Source organism: Pantoea sp. B550, from assembly GCF_024158165.1.
Classification (GTDB): Bacteria; Pseudomonadota; Gammaproteobacteria; order Enterobacterales; family Enterobacteriaceae; genus Pantoea; species Pantoea alfalfae.
In genome coordinates, this window is sequence record NZ_JAMYXI010000003.1 from 1,011,114 (window position 1) to 1,028,833 (window position 17,720).

General features: G+C 55.5%; 13 protein-coding genes and 1 rRNA gene. 11 read left to right on the plus strand and 3 right to left on the minus strand.

What is annotated here, in order from left to right; genetic code table 11:
* The first annotated feature begins 3 nt into the window (after positions 1 to 3).
* The 7 genes from nrdI to emrB all read left to right on the plus strand — a co-directional run bounded on the left by nrdI (position 4) and on the right by emrB (position 8,823).
* Positions 4 to 417 (plus strand): class Ib ribonucleoside-diphosphate reductase assembly flavoprotein NrdI, encoded by a 414-nt coding sequence (gene nrdI, locus NIM72_RS07705; protein WP_161735791.1) that lies wholly within the window; start codon positions 4 to 6, stop codon positions 415 to 417.
* On the plus strand, positions 387 to 2,525 hold the full coding sequence (nrdE, locus tag NIM72_RS07710) for a class 1b ribonucleoside-diphosphate reductase subunit alpha (protein WP_253419714.1): 2,139 nt from the start codon (positions 387 to 389) through the stop codon (positions 2,523 to 2,525). The genes nrdI and nrdE overlap by 31 nt, the downstream gene beginning before the upstream one ends.
* Before the next feature lie 8 nt (positions 2,526 to 2,533).
* Positions 2,534 to 3,493, plus strand: coding sequence for a class 1b ribonucleoside-diphosphate reductase subunit beta (gene nrdF, locus NIM72_RS07715; RefSeq protein WP_222925104.1), 960 nt, complete (start codon positions 2,534 to 2,536; stop codon positions 3,491 to 3,493).
* A 427-nt stretch (positions 3,494 to 3,920) separates the two neighbouring features.
* The gene (locus NIM72_RS07720) at positions 3,921 to 5,108 is read left to right on the plus strand and encodes an MFS transporter (RefSeq protein ID WP_161735797.1); all 1,188 of its coding nucleotides are present in this window, start codon (positions 3,921 to 3,923) and stop codon (positions 5,106 to 5,108) included.
* Positions 5,109 to 5,411: 303 nt separating this feature from the next.
* Positions 5,412 to 5,942, plus strand: a complete 531-nt coding sequence (gene mprA / locus NIM72_RS07725) for a transcriptional repressor MprA (protein WP_003850381.1) — start codon at positions 5,412 to 5,414, stop codon at positions 5,940 to 5,942.
* A 150-nt stretch (positions 5,943 to 6,092) separates the two neighbouring features.
* Positions 6,093 to 7,265, plus strand: a complete 1,173-nt coding sequence (emrA, locus tag NIM72_RS07730) for a multidrug efflux MFS transporter periplasmic adaptor subunit EmrA (protein ID WP_253419718.1) — start codon at positions 6,093 to 6,095, stop codon at positions 7,263 to 7,265.
* A 16-nt stretch (positions 7,266 to 7,281) separates the two neighbouring features.
* Positions 7,282 to 8,823: a multidrug efflux MFS transporter permease subunit EmrB gene (gene emrB / locus NIM72_RS07735; protein WP_161735801.1), complete on the plus strand. Its 1,542-nt coding sequence runs from the start codon at positions 7,282 to 7,284 to the stop codon at positions 8,821 to 8,823.
* 36 nt (positions 8,824 to 8,859) lie between these two features.
* On the opposite strand, the gene NIM72_RS07740 is transcribed toward emrB, so the two are convergent.
* Complete coding sequence (locus NIM72_RS07740; RefSeq protein WP_161735802.1) at positions 8,860 to 10,044, minus strand: tRNA/rRNA methyltransferase; 1,185 nt, start codon at positions 10,042 to 10,044, stop codon at positions 8,860 to 8,862.
* 159 nt (positions 10,045 to 10,203) lie between these two features.
* Here NIM72_RS07740 and trxC point away from each other — a divergent pair, with 159 nt between their 5' ends.
* The 4 genes from trxC to pssA all read left to right on the plus strand — a co-directional run bounded on the left by trxC (position 10,204) and on the right by pssA (position 15,652).
* Complete coding sequence (trxC, locus tag NIM72_RS07745; protein WP_161735804.1) at positions 10,204 to 10,623, plus strand: thioredoxin TrxC; 420 nt, start codon at positions 10,204 to 10,206, stop codon at positions 10,621 to 10,623.
* Between the two features lie 81 nt (positions 10,624 to 10,704).
* Positions 10,705 to 11,382, plus strand: coding sequence for a tRNA-uridine aminocarboxypropyltransferase (locus NIM72_RS07750; protein WP_253419721.1), 678 nt, complete (start codon positions 10,705 to 10,707; stop codon positions 11,380 to 11,382).
* 139 nt (positions 11,383 to 11,521) lie between these two features.
* Positions 11,522 to 14,179 (plus strand): bifunctional acetate--CoA ligase family protein/GNAT family N-acetyltransferase, encoded by a 2,658-nt coding sequence (locus NIM72_RS07755; RefSeq protein WP_161735808.1) that lies wholly within the window; start codon positions 11,522 to 11,524, stop codon positions 14,177 to 14,179.
* Between the two features lie 117 nt (positions 14,180 to 14,296).
* Positions 14,297 to 15,652 carry a CDP-diacylglycerol--serine O-phosphatidyltransferase gene (gene pssA / locus NIM72_RS07765; RefSeq protein ID WP_161735810.1) on the plus strand — a complete coding sequence of 452 codons (1,356 nt, stop codon included), beginning with the start codon at positions 14,297 to 14,299 and terminating at the stop codon, positions 15,650 to 15,652.
* 194 nt (positions 15,653 to 15,846) lie between these two features.
* Here the strand turns inward: pssA and NIM72_RS07775 are convergent, their stop codons facing one another.
* Both NIM72_RS07775 and rrf read right to left on the minus strand, forming a co-directional pair.
* Entirely contained in the window at positions 15,847 to 17,136 is a 1,290-nt protein-coding gene (locus NIM72_RS07775) for an MFS family transporter (RefSeq protein WP_161735812.1), read from the minus strand.
* Between the two features lie 276 nt (positions 17,137 to 17,412).
* Positions 17,413 to 17,528 (minus strand): 5S ribosomal RNA (rrf, locus tag NIM72_RS07780).
* Between the last annotated feature and the right edge of the window lie 192 nt (positions 17,529 to 17,720).

The following is a 17,720-nucleotide window of genomic DNA, read 5'->3' on the forward strand; positions in this document are numbered from 1 at the left end:
CGTATGTTCCCGCTGGTCTATTTTTCCAGCCAGTCGGAAAACACCCACCGGTTTGTGACGCGCCTCGGCCTGCCCGCCCGGCGCATCCCGCTTGATGCCCGCGAGCACCTGCATATCGACCAGCCCTATATTCTGGTGGTGCCCAGCTATGGCGGTGGCAGCAGTCGTGGTGCGGTACCCGGTCAGGTGATTCAGTTTCTTAATGATGAGGCGAACCGACGCGGTATTCGGGGCGTGATCGCGGCAGGCAACCGTAACTTCGGTGCCGGTTACTGCCTGGCGGGCAGCATCATTGCAAAAAAATGTCAGGTGCCCTGCCTCTACCGCTTCGAGCTGATGGGAACGCCTGACGATATTGCGAAAGTTAAAGCGGGAGTAACCCAATTTTGGCAACAACAGATACCCTCAACGGCGTGACGCTCGATTATCACGCCCTCAATGCCATGCTGAACCTCTATGACGCAGAGGGCCGCATCCAGTTCGATAAGGATCGCGAAGCGACACGGCAGTTCTATCTGCAGCATGTGCAGCCCAATACGGTTTCCTTCGCCAGCAACGCTGAGCGTTTACGCTATCTGGTGGCAGAGAGCTATTACGAAGCGGACATGCTGAACCAGTACGATTTTGATTTCCTGCTTGCGCTGCATGAGGTGGCCGAAAACTGGGGATTTGAGTTCAAAACCTTTCTTGGTGCCTGGAAGTACTACACCAGCTATACGCTGAAGACCTTTGACGGCAAACGCTATCTGGAAACCTTCGAGCAGCGTGCCTGCATGGTTGCGCTGACGCTGGCTCAGGGCGATGAAACGCTGGCGCGGGCGCTACTGGAAGAGATTCTCAGTGGCCGTTTCCAGCCCGCCACGCCGACTTTTCTGAACTGCGGCAAACAGCAGCGCGGTGAGCTGGTCTCCTGTTTCCTGCTGCGAATCGAAGACAATATGGAGTCGATTGGTCGTGCCGTAAACTCAGCACTGCAGCTGTCGAAACGGGGCGGCGGCGTCGCCTTTTTGTTGTCGAACCTGCGAGAATCCGGTGCGCCGATCAAACGCATCGAAAATCAGTCGTCGGGCATCATTCCGGTGATGAAAATGCTGGAAGATGCCTTCTCCTATGCAAATCAGCTTGGCGCACGTCAGGGCGCTGGCGCGGTGTGGCTCAATGCGCACCATCCCGATATCTTCCGCTTTCTGGATACCAAGCGCGAAAACGCCGACGAGAAGATCCGCATCAAAACGTTGTCGTTAGGCGTGGTAATCCCCGATATCACCTTCCAGCTGGCAAAAGAGAACAAACCGATGGCGCTGTTCTCGCCCTACGACGTGGAACGGATCTACGGCCAGGCCTTTGGTGATATCAGCATCAGCGAGAAGTATGACGAGATGCTGGCAGACGATCGCATCCGCAAAACCTATATTCAGCCACGTGACTTCTTCCAGACGCTGGCCGAGATTCAGTTTGAGTCGGGCTATCCCTACATCATGTATGAGGACAGCGTGAACCGCAGTAACCCGATTGCTGGTCGCATTAATATGAGCAACCTCTGCTCGGAGATTCTGCAGGTCAACAGCGCCAGCGAGTACAACGACGATCTCAGCTATCGCAGGATCGGCAAAGATATCTCCTGTAATCTTGGCTCACTGAATATTGCGCACGCCATGGATTCGCGCGATCTGGCGCGTACCGTGGATGTGGCGGTCCGCGCGCTGACCTCGGTGTCAATGATGAGCGAGATCGGCTCGGTACCTTCTGTTGCCGAAGGCAACCGCCGTTCGCACGCCATTGGCTTGGGACAGATGAACCTGCACGGCTATATGGCGCGCGAAGGCATCGCCTACGGTTCGCCGGAAGCGCTGGACTTCACCAATCTCTACTTCTATTGCATCACTTACTATGCGCTGCGCACCTCTAATCAGCTGGCGCAGGAGCATCAGCAGACCTTCGACGGCTTTGCGAATTCGGACTACGCCAGCGGCGTTTACTTTGATAAGTATCTGCAGCGCGAGTGGCTGCCGCGTACTGAACGGGTAGCTCAACTGTTTGCCGATGCCGGACTGACGCTGCCAACTCAGGCGGACTGGCAGGCACTGCGTGATGCGGTGATGCAGTACGGGCTGTTTAATCAGAACCTGCAGGCTATCCCGCCGACCGGTTCGATCTCTTACATCAATCATGCCACCTCCAGCATCCATCCGATTGTCTCCCCTGTCGAGATCCGCAAAGAGGGCAAAACTGGCCGCGTCTACTATCCCGCGCCGTTTATGACCAATGAGAATCTGCACCTCTATCAGGATGCGTATCAGATTGGGCCGGAAGCGATTATTGATACCTACGCAGAAGCAACGCAGCACGTCGATCAGGGACTGTCGCTGACGCTGTTCTTCCGCGATGACGTCACCACCCGTGACATCAACAAAGCGCAGATTTACGCGTGGAAAAAAGGGATCAAAACGCTCTATTACATTCGACTGCGTCAGATGGCGCTTCAGGGCACGGAGGTTCAGGGCTGCGTTTCCTGCTCCCTGTAATAATAACGATGAAACTTAAACAGATTCAGGCCATTAACTGGAACCGCATTCAGGATGATAAAGATCTTGAGGTGTGGAACCGTCTTACCAGCAACTTCTGGCTGCCGGAAAAGGTGCCGCTCTCCAACGATCTGCCCGGCTGGCAGACGCTGGATAAACAGCAGCAGCAGCTGACCATCCGGGTCTTTACCGGCCTGACGCTGCTCGACACCATCCAGAACGTGATCGGCGCGCCGGGGCTAATGGAGGATGCGATTACCCCACACGAAGAAGCAGTGCTGTCGAATATCAGCTTTATGGAAGCGGTACATGCCCGCTCCTACAGTTCGATCTTCTCGACCCTGTGCAACACGCAGGATGTGGATGCCGCCTACCAGTGGAGCGAAGAGAATGCGCCGTTGCAGAACAAGGCGCGCATCATCCTGGAGCACTACCGGGCAGACGATCCGCTGAAGAAGAAGATCGCCAGCGTCTTCCTGGAGTCGTTTCTGTTCTATTCCGGCTTCTGGCTGCCGATGTACTGGTCAAGCCGGGGTAAGCTGACCAATACCGCAGACCTGATTCGCCTGATTATCCGCGATGAAGCAGTGCACGGTTACTACATCGGCTATAAATATCAGCAGGCGCTGGCCAGCGCTGACGATCTGCGTCGTGAAGAACTGCAGCAGTTCGCCTATGATCTGCTGCTGGCGCTGTATGAAAATGAAGTGGCTTACACCGAGGCGCTCTACGCCGATGTCGGCTGGGTGGACGAAGTGAAAACCTTCCTGCACTACAACGCCAATAAAGCACTGATGAATCTGGGCTACGAGGCGCTCTTCCCGGCAGAGCTGACGGCCGTCAATCCGGCCATTCTGTCGGCACTGTCACCCAACGCTGACGAGAACCACGACTTCTTCTCCGGCTCAGGCTCCTCCTATGTGATGGGTAAAGCGGTCGAAACTGAAGACGAAGACTGGAATTTCTGATGGTCGGGCAGGTCATTCTGATTGTCAGGATGGCCTGCGACAGAGGATAAAGAGGCCGGCTCAGGGAGCATACGCCTTCCGCAAAGGCGCAAAACATGCCCTCTAAGGCGTGGCTCAGCGCGGGCGATTACGCACCACATGCCTGAAGTGCGCCCGTACCGGGCCAACGCGTTGCGTTGTTCAAAACGCTCCCGGCGTTTTTGTCCATGGCCCGCTATGCTTTGCTACAGGCGTATGCTCCCATCCCTTTAAACTTCTGAAGACGTTAAGCCCTGAGCCGTAAGTTGCCCCCTTCTTAGGGCGCACCTCCTCTACCGTTGTTTAAACCTCTCGTTATGACTGGTATGGCCTGTTAATAAACATGCGTGTGAAATAGTTTTTTGAGTTATTATTAACCTCAAATGATTATTAGCGACCGATGCTGTTTATGAATGCGACTCGCCAGGGTCTGACGCCTGCTTTAGTGGTCCTGATGTCGGTAGCAACCGGCCTCTGCGTAGCCAGTAACTATTACGTTCAGCCACTGCTTAATACTATCGCCCAACAGTTTGATCTCTCTGTTAGCCTCGCCGGGTTTATTGTCACCACGGCGCAACTCGGCTACGCCTGCGGTCTTCTGTTGCTGGTGCCGCTGGGCGATCGCTTTGAACGACGCAGCCTGATTGTGACGATGATCCTGCTGGCTGCGGCGGGCATGGTAATTATCGCCCTGTCGCACACGTTCCTCTTTTTACTGCTGGGCACGATCATGACCGGCCTGTTTTCGGTCGCCGCACAAATTCTGGTGCCGCTGGCCGCCACGCTGGCCGAGCCAGAGCGGCGCGGCAAAATCGTTGGGACGGTCATGAGCGGTCTGCTGCTGGGGATTCTGCTGGCACGCACCGTGGCAGGTGGCCTGGCGCAGCTCGGCGGCTGGCGCACGGTTTACTGGACCGCCAGTCTGCTGATGGTGGTTATGGCGCTGGCGCTTTGGCGATCGTTGCCACGCGTAAAGCAGTCAATGGCCATGAGCTATCCGCAACTGCTGGCTTCCATCTTTCGTCTGTATGCAGGCAATCGGGTGATCCGCACACGCGCCTGGACCGGCTGTCTCTCCTTTGCCAATTTCAGCCTGCTCTGGACCTCAATGGCATTTCTGCTCTCCGGCGCGCCTTATCATTTTTCTGAGGGCAGGATTGGTTTGCTGGGATTAGTGGGTGCTGCGGGTGCGCTGGCCGCACGTCAGGCGGGTTCACTGGCCGACAAAGGTAAAGCGAAGCTGACCACCCGACTGGGCCTGCTGCTTATGCTGCTCTCCTGGGCCGCCATTGCGTGGGGTGCGGAGCAGCTTGTGCCGCTGATCGTCGGTATCCTGCTACTGGATCTGGCGGTGCAGGCCGTGCATATCACCAACCAGAGCGTGATTTATGCGCAGATGCCGGAGGCGCGAAACCGTCTGAATGCCGGTTACATGACCAGCTACTTTATCGGCGGCGCGGCGGGCTCGCTGCTCTCCGCTACCGCTTACCATCTTTGGGGCTGGTATGGCGTCTGTGGAGCTGGCGCGCTACTGACGCTGATTAATCTGCTGATTTGGGCAGGGGGATCGCGCTTTGAGCCGGAAAAAATCAACTGAAGGCTGTCCGGACAACGCATTGGTCTGGTCACAAATGGTTAGGTTTGTTATGGTTAGTAACAAACCTATTCACTTCAGTTATTTTTCCTCGCGATATTAATAAATTTGCCCCCTTTTTGATAACGTCCTGGCACTGCGGCTGCCGCCGGGCGTACGGGTTTTTGACCCAGGGCCAGGGACTGGCCTGGAATACCTTTGATGGTGCAGCGTGCGAGTCTGTCAGCGATCACTTGCTGAAAAGTGACTACGCTTAGCCTGTCACCATAGTTATTATACAAGTTGCAATTAGTGAGGTTTTTTTTAATGGAAAGTTCGTTTACTCCCATTGAGCAGATGCTAAACATCCGTGCCAATCGCCATAAGGATTTTCCGTTACAGGAAATTATTCTGACGCGTCTCTGTATGCATATGCAGGGTAAACTGCTGGACAACCGCAATAAGATGCTGAAAGCACAGGGTATTAATGAGACCCTGTTTATGGCGTTGATTACGCTGGATGCGCAGGAAAATCACAGCATTCAGCCCTCTGAGCTCAGTTCTGCCCTTGGCTCTTCACGCACCAATGCTACGCGCATTGCTGATGAGCTGGAGAAGCGCGGCTGGATTGAGCGTCGCGAAAGCGATCACGACCGTCGCTGCCTGCACCTGCATCTGACCGATAAAGGCATGGAATTCCTGCGTCAGCTGCTGCCACCTCAGCATCAGAGCCTGCAGTATCTCTGGTCGTCGCTGTCAGTCGATGAGAAGTCTCAGCTGGAAGGCATTACCCGTAAGTTGCTTAATCGTCTTGATAAAATGGATGAAGATCAGCTGATCGCCTCGCTGTCCCGCTAATAGCAACAAGTGCGACACAATCACCTGTCGAAATCGTTATCTTAATTTCCTTTTTAATCTGGCCAGCGCTCAGTCGCTGGCTTTTTCGACTCGGGCGCTGGCAGAAAAGGATTTCTGCTGCCCGACTAAATGGAAAACGTGGAGAAAGTCATGAGTGCAACGGCAGAAGCACAAAGCCCGCAACCGTCAGCCAGTAAGAAAAGAAAGCGCAAAAGTGTGCTCATTATGCTGGCGCTTATCTTTGTGCTGATTGGTATTGCCTGGGGCGCCTACTGGTTCCTGGTCCTGCGCCATTTTCAGGAGACTGATGACGCCTACGTTGCGGGCAATCAGGTGCAGGTGATGGCACAGGTCTCCGGTAGCGTGAATAAGGTCTGGTTTGAAGATACCGATTTCGTCAAAAAAGGCGATGTACTGGTTTCACTTGATAAGACCGATGCCGAGCAGGCGTTTGAAAAAGCCCAGACGGCTCTGGCTACCAGCGTGCGTCAGACGCATCAGCTGATGATCAATGGCAAACAGTATCAGGCCAGCATCACGCTGCAGCAGACCGCACTGGCACAGGCAGAGGCGGACCTGAAACGCCGTGAACCGTTAGGCGCAGCCAACCTGATTGGCCGTGAAGAGTTGCAGCACGCCCGTGACGCCGTTGCAACGGCTAAAGCGCAGCTGGACGTGGCCATTCAGCAATACAATGCCAATCAGGCGATGATCCTCAACACCTCGCTGGAAAATCAGCCTGCCGTGCAACAGAGCGCGGCTGAACTGCGTGACGCCTGGCTGGCGCTGCAGCGCACCGAAATCCGCAGCCCGATGGATGGCTTTGTCTCCCGTCGCAGCGTACAGGTCGGTTCGCAAATTTCTACCAGCACCCCGCTGCTCGCTGTCGTACCTGCCACCAATCTGTGGGTCGATGCGAACTTCAAAGAGACGCAGCTGGCTGGTGTCCGTATTGGTCAGCCTGCCACCGTGGTCGCCGATATCTACGGTGACGAAGTGGTTTATCAGGGTAAAGTGGTGGGTCTGGATATGGGCACCGGCAGCGCCTTCTCTTTGCTGCCAGCACAGAACGCCACTGGTAACTGGATTAAAGTGGTTCAGCGTCTGCCGGTCCGTATCGAACTGAATCAGGACGATATCGCCAGACATCCACTGCGCATCGGCCTCTCCACGCTGGTCAAAATCGATACCACCAGCAAAGAGGGTAGCGCGCTTGCCACCAGCGCCCGTCAGCAGGCCGCTTACAGTAGTAATGCTCTGGCGATTGACCTTACGCCGGTCAATCAGCTGATCACCGATATCGTCCGCGCCAACGCCGGATGATGACGCGGAGGCTGTAATGGCACAAAAACCGCTTGAAGGGATGCCGCTGGTCCTGATGACCATTGCGCTGTCGCTGGCGACGTTCATGCAGGTGCTGGATTCGACCATCGCCAACGTGGCTATCCCCACCATTGCCGGTAACCTGGGAGCGTCGAACTCGCAGGGCACCTGGGTGATCACCTCGTTTGGCGTCGCCAATGCGATTTCGATCCCCCTGACCGGCTGGCTGGCAAAACGCATCGGTGAAGTGAAGCTGTTTACCTGGTCGACGATTCTGTTTGCTATCGCCTCCTGGGCGTGTGGCATGTCAGACAGCCTGGAGATGCTGATTTTCTTCCGCGTCATTCAGGGGATAGTCGCAGGTCCATTGATCCCGCTGTCGCAAAGCCTGCTGCTCAACAACTATCCGCCCGCTAAGCGCAGTGTTGCACTGTCGCTATGGGCGATGACGGTGATCGTGGCACCGATCTGCGGCCCGATATTGGGCGGCTGGATCAGCGATAACTATCACTGGGGCTGGATCTTCTTTATCAACGTGCCGATTGGTGTGGCAGTGGTGATACTGACGCTGCAAACCCTGCGTGGTCGGGAAACCAAAACCGAAATCCGGCGGATCGATATGGTCGGGCTGGTGCTGCTGGTCGTGGGGATCGGCTGTCTGCAGGTGATGCTGGACCGCGGGAAGGAGCTCGACTGGTTTAACTCGTCCGAAATTATCGTGTTGGGGGTCGTGGCTGTAATTGCGCTGTCCGTCCTGCTGGTGTGGGAGCTGACGGACGATCACCCGATCATTGACCTGTCGTTGTTTAAGTCGCGCAACTTCACCATCGGCTGCCTGTCGATCAGCCTGGCTTATATGCTCTACTTCGGCTCAATAGTTCTGTTGCCGCAGCTGCTGCAGGAGGTTTACGGGTATACCGCAACCTGGGCAGGGCTGGCGTCTGCGCCGGTAGGGATTTTGCCGGTGATCCTGTCGCCGATCATTGGTCGCTTCGCCCATAAGCTCGACATGCGGCGACTGGTTACGTTCAGCTTCATTATGTATGCCGTCTGCTTTTACTGGCGTGCTTATACGTTTGAACCGGGGATGGACTTTGGTGCCTCAGCCTGGCCACAGTTTATTCAGGGCTTTGCCGTGGCCTGCTTCTTTATGCCGCTGACCACCATTACGCTGTCGGGACTGCCGCCGGAGCGCATGGCGGCTGCCTCCAGCCTGTCGAACTTTATGCGTACCTTTGCCGGCTCAGTGGGAACGTCGATTACCACCACCATGTGGACGAATCGCGAGTCGATGCATCATAGCTACCTGACGGAGTCGATTACCCCTTACAACACCAATTCGCAACAGATGTATAGCCAGCTGGAGAGCCTGGGGATGACACAGCAGCAGGCGTCAGCTTATATCGCGCAGCAGATTACCAATCAGGGACTGATTATTTCAGCGAATGAAATCTTCTGGGCGTCGGCGGGGGTCTTTTTGATTCTGCTGGTGCTGATCTGGTTTGCCCGCCCGCCGTTTGGCGCAGGCGGTGGTGGCGGTGGCGGTGGCGCGCACTGATGTCACACAGCAAAACGGGCCTTTCGGCCCGTTTTTTTATGCGTTCTGACGCCACCATTCGGCGAGCAGTACGCCGGTTGCGACCGAGACATTGAGGCTTTCCACGTTGCCGGTACCGCCAATTGACAGGCTCATGTCGCCCTGCCTGAACGCGGTGTCAGAAAGACCTTCACGCTCCTGACCTAACACCAGCACCATTTTCTCCGGCAGCTGAGCCTGCGCCAGCGGCGTGCCCTGATGGCTGGAGGTGGTCACGATGGTGTAACCCGCTTTACGAAACGCTTCCAGACCTTCGCTGAAGGTTGCACCGCTGATGGCCTGCACATGCTCAGCGCCGCCTTCTGCAGTACGCACCGCTGCACCTGACTCCAGCAGAGAAGCATCATTGACCAGCAAACCTTTTACGCCAAAGTGCGCGCAGCTGCGCATAATCGCGCCGAGGTTATGCGGGTTGCTGACATCTTCCAGTGCCAGTACGCAATCTTTCGTATTCGCCTGGCTCAGCCATTCAGACACCGCCATGCCCATACGCTTTTTGATCAGGAAGCAGACGCCGCCATGATGCTCAGTACCTGACGCTTTGGTGATCTCAGCATCTTCTACCACGTGATAGGCTTTGCGGTTAGCCGCCAGCCAGCGCAGCGCTTCGCGGAAACGCGGTGTCACTTCCTGCACGAACCAGGCGCGAACAATCGCTTCCGGACGGCTCTGGAACAGCGCCTGACAGGCGTTCTCGCCATAGACGCGGGTCTCTTCATTACGCTGACGACGGATCTGCTCAGGATCGACGAAGCTCTTGCCGCTGATACCGCCGTGATCCGGCTTATCGTTCTCAGGCGATGACGCACGATCGGCAGAAGGCGCGCGTGACACGGTGCGCCACGGGGAGTCGCTGCTGCCATAAGCGCCACGGCTGTCATCACCACGATCGTTGCGGCGACCTGCGCCATCGTCTGAACGGCGTGGTGCGCCACGTCCGCCTTCATCACGACGCGGTGAACTGCTGCGACCGGTGTCGTCACTACGACGACCAGCGGAGCGACCGCCTTCCTGAGTGCGTTCAGTGCGCGGGCCAGATGAACGACGATTATCATCCTGGCGGGCAGCAGAGTGACCACCTTTGCCTGTGCGAGGATTCGGCGCGCGCGCGCTTTTATCGTCCTCGCCACGCACGTACATCACCTTAACTTTGCCGCTCTTGCCTTTATATTCGTCGTTCATCTCTTCCTCCCGCATTTAGAGCGCGCAGATTACCTGATGTGCTGGCGCTTAGCTATCAACTATTGAACCTATAGAGCAATCCAGATTGAGCGAAAATCCGCCCCCTTTCATAATGGACAACGATTACCAGACTGACACTTTTCAACATCAGAGGTTCCTATGAATACGGTATGCGCTTCCTGTCAGGCAACCAATCGCGTTCCTGACGAACGCCTTGCCGACGTGGCGAAATGTGGTCGCTGTGGAAATGAGCTGTTCGATGGCGAAGTAGTGAATGCCACCAGCGCCAACTTTGACAAATATCTGCAGGATGATTTGCCGGTGGTGATCGATTTCTGGGCGCCCTGGTGCAGCCCCTGCGTCAATTTTGCGCCAGTGTTTAAAGATGTCGCCAGTGAACGCAGCGGCAAGGTCCGCTTTATTAAAGTGAACACCGAAGCGGAACCAGCCCTGAGCGCCCGTTTCAATATTCGCAGTATCCCGACCATCATGCTGTTTAAAAATGGCGAGCGGGTCGACATGCTGAACGGCGCTATGCCCAAAGCGCCATTTAACGAATGGCTCGACGAATCACTTTAAACTTCAACGGCCAGCCAGTCTGGCCTTTTCCTTTTCATCTGCGCTTCGATTACACTGACGTTTTTCCTGCCCTGAATACTCATGTCTGATAATGCTGTTTTGCGCTTGCGCACCCAACGCCTGGCCCGCGCCACCCGTCCTTTCCTGGCGCGCGGAAATCGGGTCATTCGCTGCCAGGGCTGCCTGCTGCCAGAGGCCAACTGTCTCTGCAATCAGATCGTGCCGCAGTCTGCCCGTAGTCGCTTCTGCCTGGTGATGTTTGATACCGAGCCAATGAAGCCGAGTAACACTGGCCGTCTGATTGCCGATATTCTGCCGCATACCCAGGCATTTGGCTGGTCACGCACCGAGCCGGATCCGCTGCTGCTTGCGGCTGTGCGCAACCCTGAATATCAGCCGCTGGTGGTCTTCCCGGCCGCCTATGCCGATCCCGGTCGCGAAGTGCTGACAACGCCGCCCGTCAGCGGCAAGCCGCCGCTGTTTATTATGCTGGATGGTACCTGGACCGAAGCGCGCAAGATGTTTCGCAAAAGTCCCTGGCTCGACGCCCTGCCGGTAATGTCGCTGCATGTCAGCACGCCTTCGCGTTATACGCTACGTGAGGCGCACGGCGAAGGTCAGCATTGCACCGCTGAAGTGGCGGCGGCGCTACTGGCACAGGCGGGCGATCGGCAGGCGGCAGAGGCGTTATCTCACCATTTCGATCAGTTCCGCGCGGCCTATCTGGCAGGAAAACCGCATCACCCCGGACAGGCTTAACCGCGTCCCTCTCCGGCTGGCAGGCGTGAGCCTGCTCTGACAGTTTTCAGGATCCGGATGTTCAGCCTGCGATCTGCCCGGAAGCGCGGCCAGCAAAAAGCGTTTACAATCACGCAAATCCCGATCTCTGGAGGGCGAGATGAGCCAACGCGGACTGGAAGCGCTGTTACGACCTAAGTCAATTGCGGTGATAGGTGCCTCGGTCACGCCCGGGCGTGCCGGCTACTTTATGATGCGTAACCTGCTGGCAGGCGGTTTTAGCGGGCCTGTACTGCCGGTCACGCCAAAATATAAAGCGGTCAGCGGCGTACTCGCCTGGCCCACCATCGACAGCTTACCTTTCGCGCCTGACCTGGCGGTGATCTGCACCCACTCAAAACGTAACCTCGAATTGCTGCAACAGCTCGGCGAGAAAGGTTGCAAGGCCTGTATTATTCTCTCTGCACCTGCCAGCCAGTCGGCTGAACTCAAAGCCTGCGCCAGCCAGTGGCAGATACGTCTGCTGGGGCCGAACAGTCTTGGCCTGCTGGCGCCCTGGCAGGGTCTCAATGCCAGCTTCTCGCCGGTGCCGATAGAGAAAGGCCGTATCGCATTTATCTCCCAGTCTGCCGCCGTATCGAATACCATTCTCGACTGGGCGCAGCAGCGTAACCTCGGTTTTTCGTGGTTTATCGCGCTGGGTGACAGCCTGGATACCGATGTTGATGACCTGCTCGACTTCCTGGCCCGCGACGGTAAAACAAGTGCCATCCTCCTTTATCTGGAGCACCTCAGTGACGCACGTCGCTTTGTTTCTGCCTCACGCAGCGCTTCCCGTAATAAACCGATTCTGGTGATCAAGAGTGGTCGCAGCCGTGAAGCGCAGGCGCTGCTGGGCACCCACAGTGGTCTGGATGCTGCCTGGGATGCGGCCATTCAGCGTGCCGGATTGCTGCGGGTACAGGATACCCATGAGCTGTTCTCCGCTGTTGAATCGCTAAGCCATATGCGGCCACTGCGCGGCGACAGGCTGATGATCATCAGTAATGGTGCGGCGCCCGCCGCGCTGGCGCTGGATGAGCTTTACGCCCGCAATGGGAAACTGGCGCAGCTCAGCGATGAAACGCGTCAGCAGCTTGAGGCTATTTTGCCTGCCGGTGCGGGTCGCGGTAATCCGCTGGATTTAAAAGATGACGCCACCGCTGAGCGCTACGCTGCCTGCACAGAGATCCTGCTCGACAGCCATGAACTTGATGCCTTAATGATCATTCATGCGCCAAGCGCGGTCGCGCCTGCGACTGAAACGGCCGCACATCTGATCGATACTGTGGCCCGCCACCCGCGCGGTAAGCTGGTGACGCTGCTGACCAACTGGAGCGGCGAGTTCTCTTCACAGGCTGCACGTCGTGCCTTTACGCAGGCGGGTATACCCACCTGGCGCACGCCGGAAGGCACCGTAACCGCCTTTATGCATCAGGTTGAGTACCGACGTAATCAGAAGCAGCTGCGCGAGACGCCTGCCCTGCCCGCTACACTGAACCAGGATAGTGCACATGCTCACCAGCTGCTGTCACAGGCGCTGGCGCGTGGCATTACCTCACTGGATACTCACGAAGTGCAGCCGGTGCTGCAGGCTTATGGGCTGGCCACGCTGCCAACCTGGATCGCCAGTGACAGCGCGGCAGCGGTAACCATTGCCGGCCAGATTGGCTATCCGGTGGCGCTAAAGCTGCGTTCACCCGATATCGCCCATAAATCAGAGGTTCAGGGTGTGATGCTCTACCTGCGTAATGCCAGTGAAGTGGAGCATGCCGCCGAAGCCATTTTTGATCGGGTAAAGCAGACGCTGCCGCAGGCGCGTATAGAGGGACTGCTGGTTCAGAGCATGGCCAGCCGGGCGGGCGCGCAGGAATTGCGGGTCGTGGTCGAACAGGATGCACTGTTTGGCCCAATCATTATGCTGGGTGAAGGCGGGGTGGAATGGCAGGCTGATAAACAGGCTGCCGTTGCCCTGCCCCCACTGAATATGACGCTGGCACGCTATCTGGTCATTCAGGCTATTAAGAGCGGAAAAATCCGCAGCCGCAGCGCCCTGAATCCGCTGGATATCTCTGGTTTAAGCCAGCTGCTGGTGCAGGTCTCTGATCTGGTAGTGGATTGCCCGGAGATCCAGCGACTGGATATTCATCCGCTGCTGGCGGCAGGCAATGATTTTACCCTGCTGGATGTCACCCTGACGCTGGCTCCGTTCCACGGCGATAACGAAGCAAGGCTGGCCATTCGCCCTTATCCGCAGCATCTGGAAGAACAGGTAGAGTTAAAAGATGGGCAATTCTGCCTGTTCCGTCCAATCCTGCCAGAGGATGAACCATTATTGCGCGATTTTATCAGCCAGGTGACCAAAGAGGATCTTTACTACCGCTACTTCAGTGAGATCAATGAGTTCACGCATGATGACCTCGCCAATATGACTCAGATCGATTATGACCGCGAGATGGCGATTGTGGCGGTCCGTCAGCATCAGGAACGTCATGAGATCATTGGTGTCACTCGCGCGATCTCTGACGCCGATAACATCGATGCGGAGTTTTCAGTGCTGGTCCGTTCTGACCTGAAAGGGTTAGGCATGGGCCGTCGTCTGCTGGAAAAGATGATCCGCTACACCCGACATCACGGCTTGCAACAATTGAACGGTATCACCATGCCCCATAACCGCGGCATGATTACCCTGGCCCGAAAACTCAATTTTCATGTTGATATTCAACTGGATGACGGTATCGTCAGCCTGAAATTGTCTTTACAGAATGAGATCAACTAACCTTGTACAGAAAGGTAAAAAACGTTCGAATCGACGGAGTTGATGTTATTATTTATGGTTATAACCCTGATTTGATGGCAAAAGGCCATGCAATGAACAGAGAAGAAGTGCACTGTGATGTTGTCTAAATTTAAACGTAATAAACACCAACAACACCTCGCAGAGCTGCCGAAACTGTCACAATCCGTTGCGGATATGTCGACACTTTACTCGCCTGCCGAATTTCGTCAGACGTTGCTGGAGAAGATTGCGGCAGCGCAGACCCGCATCTGTATCGTTGCGCTCTATCTGGAAAACGATGACGCCGGGCGTGCCGTTATGGATGCGCTTTATCATGCGAAGCAGGCGAGACCGGAGCTGGATATCTCGATTCTGGTAGACTGGCATCGTGCGCAGCGTGGCCGAATTGGCGCAGCACGAGGCGTAACCAATGCCGACTGGTATTGTGAAATGGCGACGCGTTATGCCGATATTGCCATCCCGGTTTATGGTATCCCGGTCAATACCCGTGAAGCCCTGGGTGTACTCCATCTTAAAGGTTTCATCATAGATGATACGCTGCTCTACAGCGGCGCCAGCATCAATGATGTTTACCTGCATCAGCATGACAAGTATCGTTATGATCGCTACCAGGTTATCCGCAATTCGCAGCTGACCGATACCATGTATGACTGGATCACGCTCAATCTGAAGCCAGCAGAAGCGGTTAACCGGCTCGATTTCGCTGAGCGCCCTTCCAGCCCCGAAATTAAAAATGAGACGCGCCAGTTCCGTCAGGATCTGCGTGGCTTCAATTATCAGTTTGAAGGGAATGCCGGCAACGATGAACTGGCAGTTACACCGCTGGTCGGTCTGGGTAAGCATAGCCTGCTCAATAAAACCATTTTCCATCTGATGCCGTGTGCAGAACAGAAGCTGATTATCTGTACCCCCTACTTCAACATGCCCGCCTTGCTGGTACGCAATATCATTCATCTTCTGCGCCAGGGAAAGCAGGTTGAGATCATCGTCGGCGATAAAACAGCCAATGACTTCTATATTGCGCCTGATCAGCCGTTCAAAATCATAGGCGCGCTGCCTTACCTGTATGAAATCAATCTGCGTCGCTTTATGAGCCGTTTGCACTACTACGTTACGACCGATCAGCTGGTCGTAAGACTGTGGAAGGATGGCGAGAACAGTTATCACCTTAAAGGAATGTGGGTTGATGACGAATGGCAGCTGATTACCGGTAATAACCTCAATCCACGTGCCTGGCGGCTCGATCTGGAAAATGCCGTGCTGATCCACGATCCTCATCAGGAGTTAGCGGCTCAGCGTGAGAAGGAATTGACGTTAATCCGGCAGAACACGACGGTAGTGACGCATTTCCGTGAGCTAGAGAGTATTGCTGATTACCCGGCCAAGGTGCGCAAGCTCATTCGCCGTCTGCGCCGGATACGTATCGATCGCCTGATCAGCCGGATTCTTTAATCACTGCGGTCAATAAGGCATCCATTATGCGAAGTGTGCTGCTTGCTGTGCTGTTGTTTCGTTAAGTTCTGGGGCGGGAAAAGAGCTGTATGACAGCCGCCCGAATGGCAGCGGCTGGAGCTGGAAAGATTTCGCTGGGATGCCGCCGGTGCAGCCAGCGGCATTGCCCTCTGGAATCTGAGCCAGTAGCTATTTTAAAGCTTAATTCCCTTACCACGCTTGTGCAGCAACAGCGACACCAGAAACGCCACCGCGCCCATCGCAGAGACATACCAGAAGAAGGTAGTCTCGATCCCCTGCTTCTTCATCAGCAACGCTACATACTCTGCCGAACCCCCGAAGATCGCATTCGCGACGGCGTAGGAGAGCCCGACACCCAGTGCACGCACCTGTGGCGGGAACATTTCGGCTTTAAGAATGCCGCTGATGGCCGTGTAGAAGCTGGTGATCAGCAAGGCCAGCATAATCAACAGGAAAGCCACGCCGGGACTTTGCACGTTTTGCAGCAGGGTCAGAATTGGCACCGTACAGATCGCCGCAGCTGCGCCAAAGATCATCATCGAAGTGCGACGACCAATTTTATCTGACAGCGCACCGATAATTGGCTGAATCAGCATAAAGACCAGCAGCGCACCGGTCATCAGCCCGCTGGCTGTTTTAGGATCCATACCCGACGTGTTAACCAGATACTTCTGCATGTAGGTGGTGAAGGTATAAAAACTCAGGGAACCGCCTGCGGTAAAACCCAGCACCATCAGGAAAGGACGGGTATGATTGCGCAGCAATCCGATTACGCTTCCCGCATCGCGATGTTCGCGGCTGGTCTTGTCTGACGTTTCTTCCAGAGAGCGCCGTAGCCACAATGCGACAACCGCGAGCAGTGCGCCGAGGAAGAACGGAATTCGCCAGCCCCAGCTGCGCAATTCTGCATCAGTAAGCAGGAATTGCAGCACCACTACGGTCAGTACCGCTGCTAACTGACCACCAATCAGCGTGACATACTGGAATGAGGCGTAGAATCCTTTGCGTCCTTCCAAAGCCACTTCGCTCATGTAGGTTGCGCTGGTCCCATATTCCCCACCTACCGATAATCCCTGAAACATACGCGCCAGCAGCAGAATGACGGGAGCCGCCACGCCGATCGTTGCGTAACCCGGCAGGCAGGCGATGACCAGTGACCCGAAACACATCATGCAGACCGAAACCAGCATCGAATTTTTTCGGCCATGTTTGTCACCGATATAGCCGAACAGCCAGCCACCAATCGGACGCATCAAAAATCCTGCCGCAAAAACACCCGCCGTCTGCAACAACTGCGTGGTGGTATCTCCCTGCGGGAAGAATATGTGCGCAAAGTAGAGCGAGAAGAATGAATAGACATAGAAGTCGAACCACTCGACCAGGTTGCCCGATGACGCGCCAACAATAGCCCAGATGCGTTTCCTGGTATCATCCGGCTGAATTTTATTATTTGTTGTTGTCATGCCTTACCTCTGTTCCTTGCTGATCAACAGCGTTTAAAGGATTGAGTAAAGCATTTAAGTCTACCAGAGGTAAAGGCGGGGTAATCTGAGATGAATATTGTGAGCCATATCGCCAATTATCGAAAAATCAGCGGGTTGCTGGCGATGCCGTAAGACCATATGAGGTGATGAGGGTTGCAGAAAGTGGGTTTGTGGTCAATGTTTCTGCTCAAAAGAGCAAAATTCAGACGTAAAAAAGCCCCGCACTCGCGTGCGGGGCTTCTTCACTTATATAATGCCTGGCAGTTCCCTACTCTCGCATGGGGAGGCCCCACACTACCATCGGCGCTACGGCGTTTCACTTCTGAGTTCGGCATGGGGTCAGGTGGGACCACCGCGCTAAAGCCGCCAGGCAAATTCTTTGTGCTCTGTCCTGTGTCTTTTGTGCTGATGCTGCGTTGGCCGCCCTCGCGCTACTCCGTCACATACTTCAGTATGCTCCTTCGTATCGGTCGGTTGCCGCCTTGCCTCAGCGCAAAATCCTTCGGACTTCAGCCCGCAGGACACAACTGTATCCGGTTAACAAGCTGAAAATCTGTCTCTCA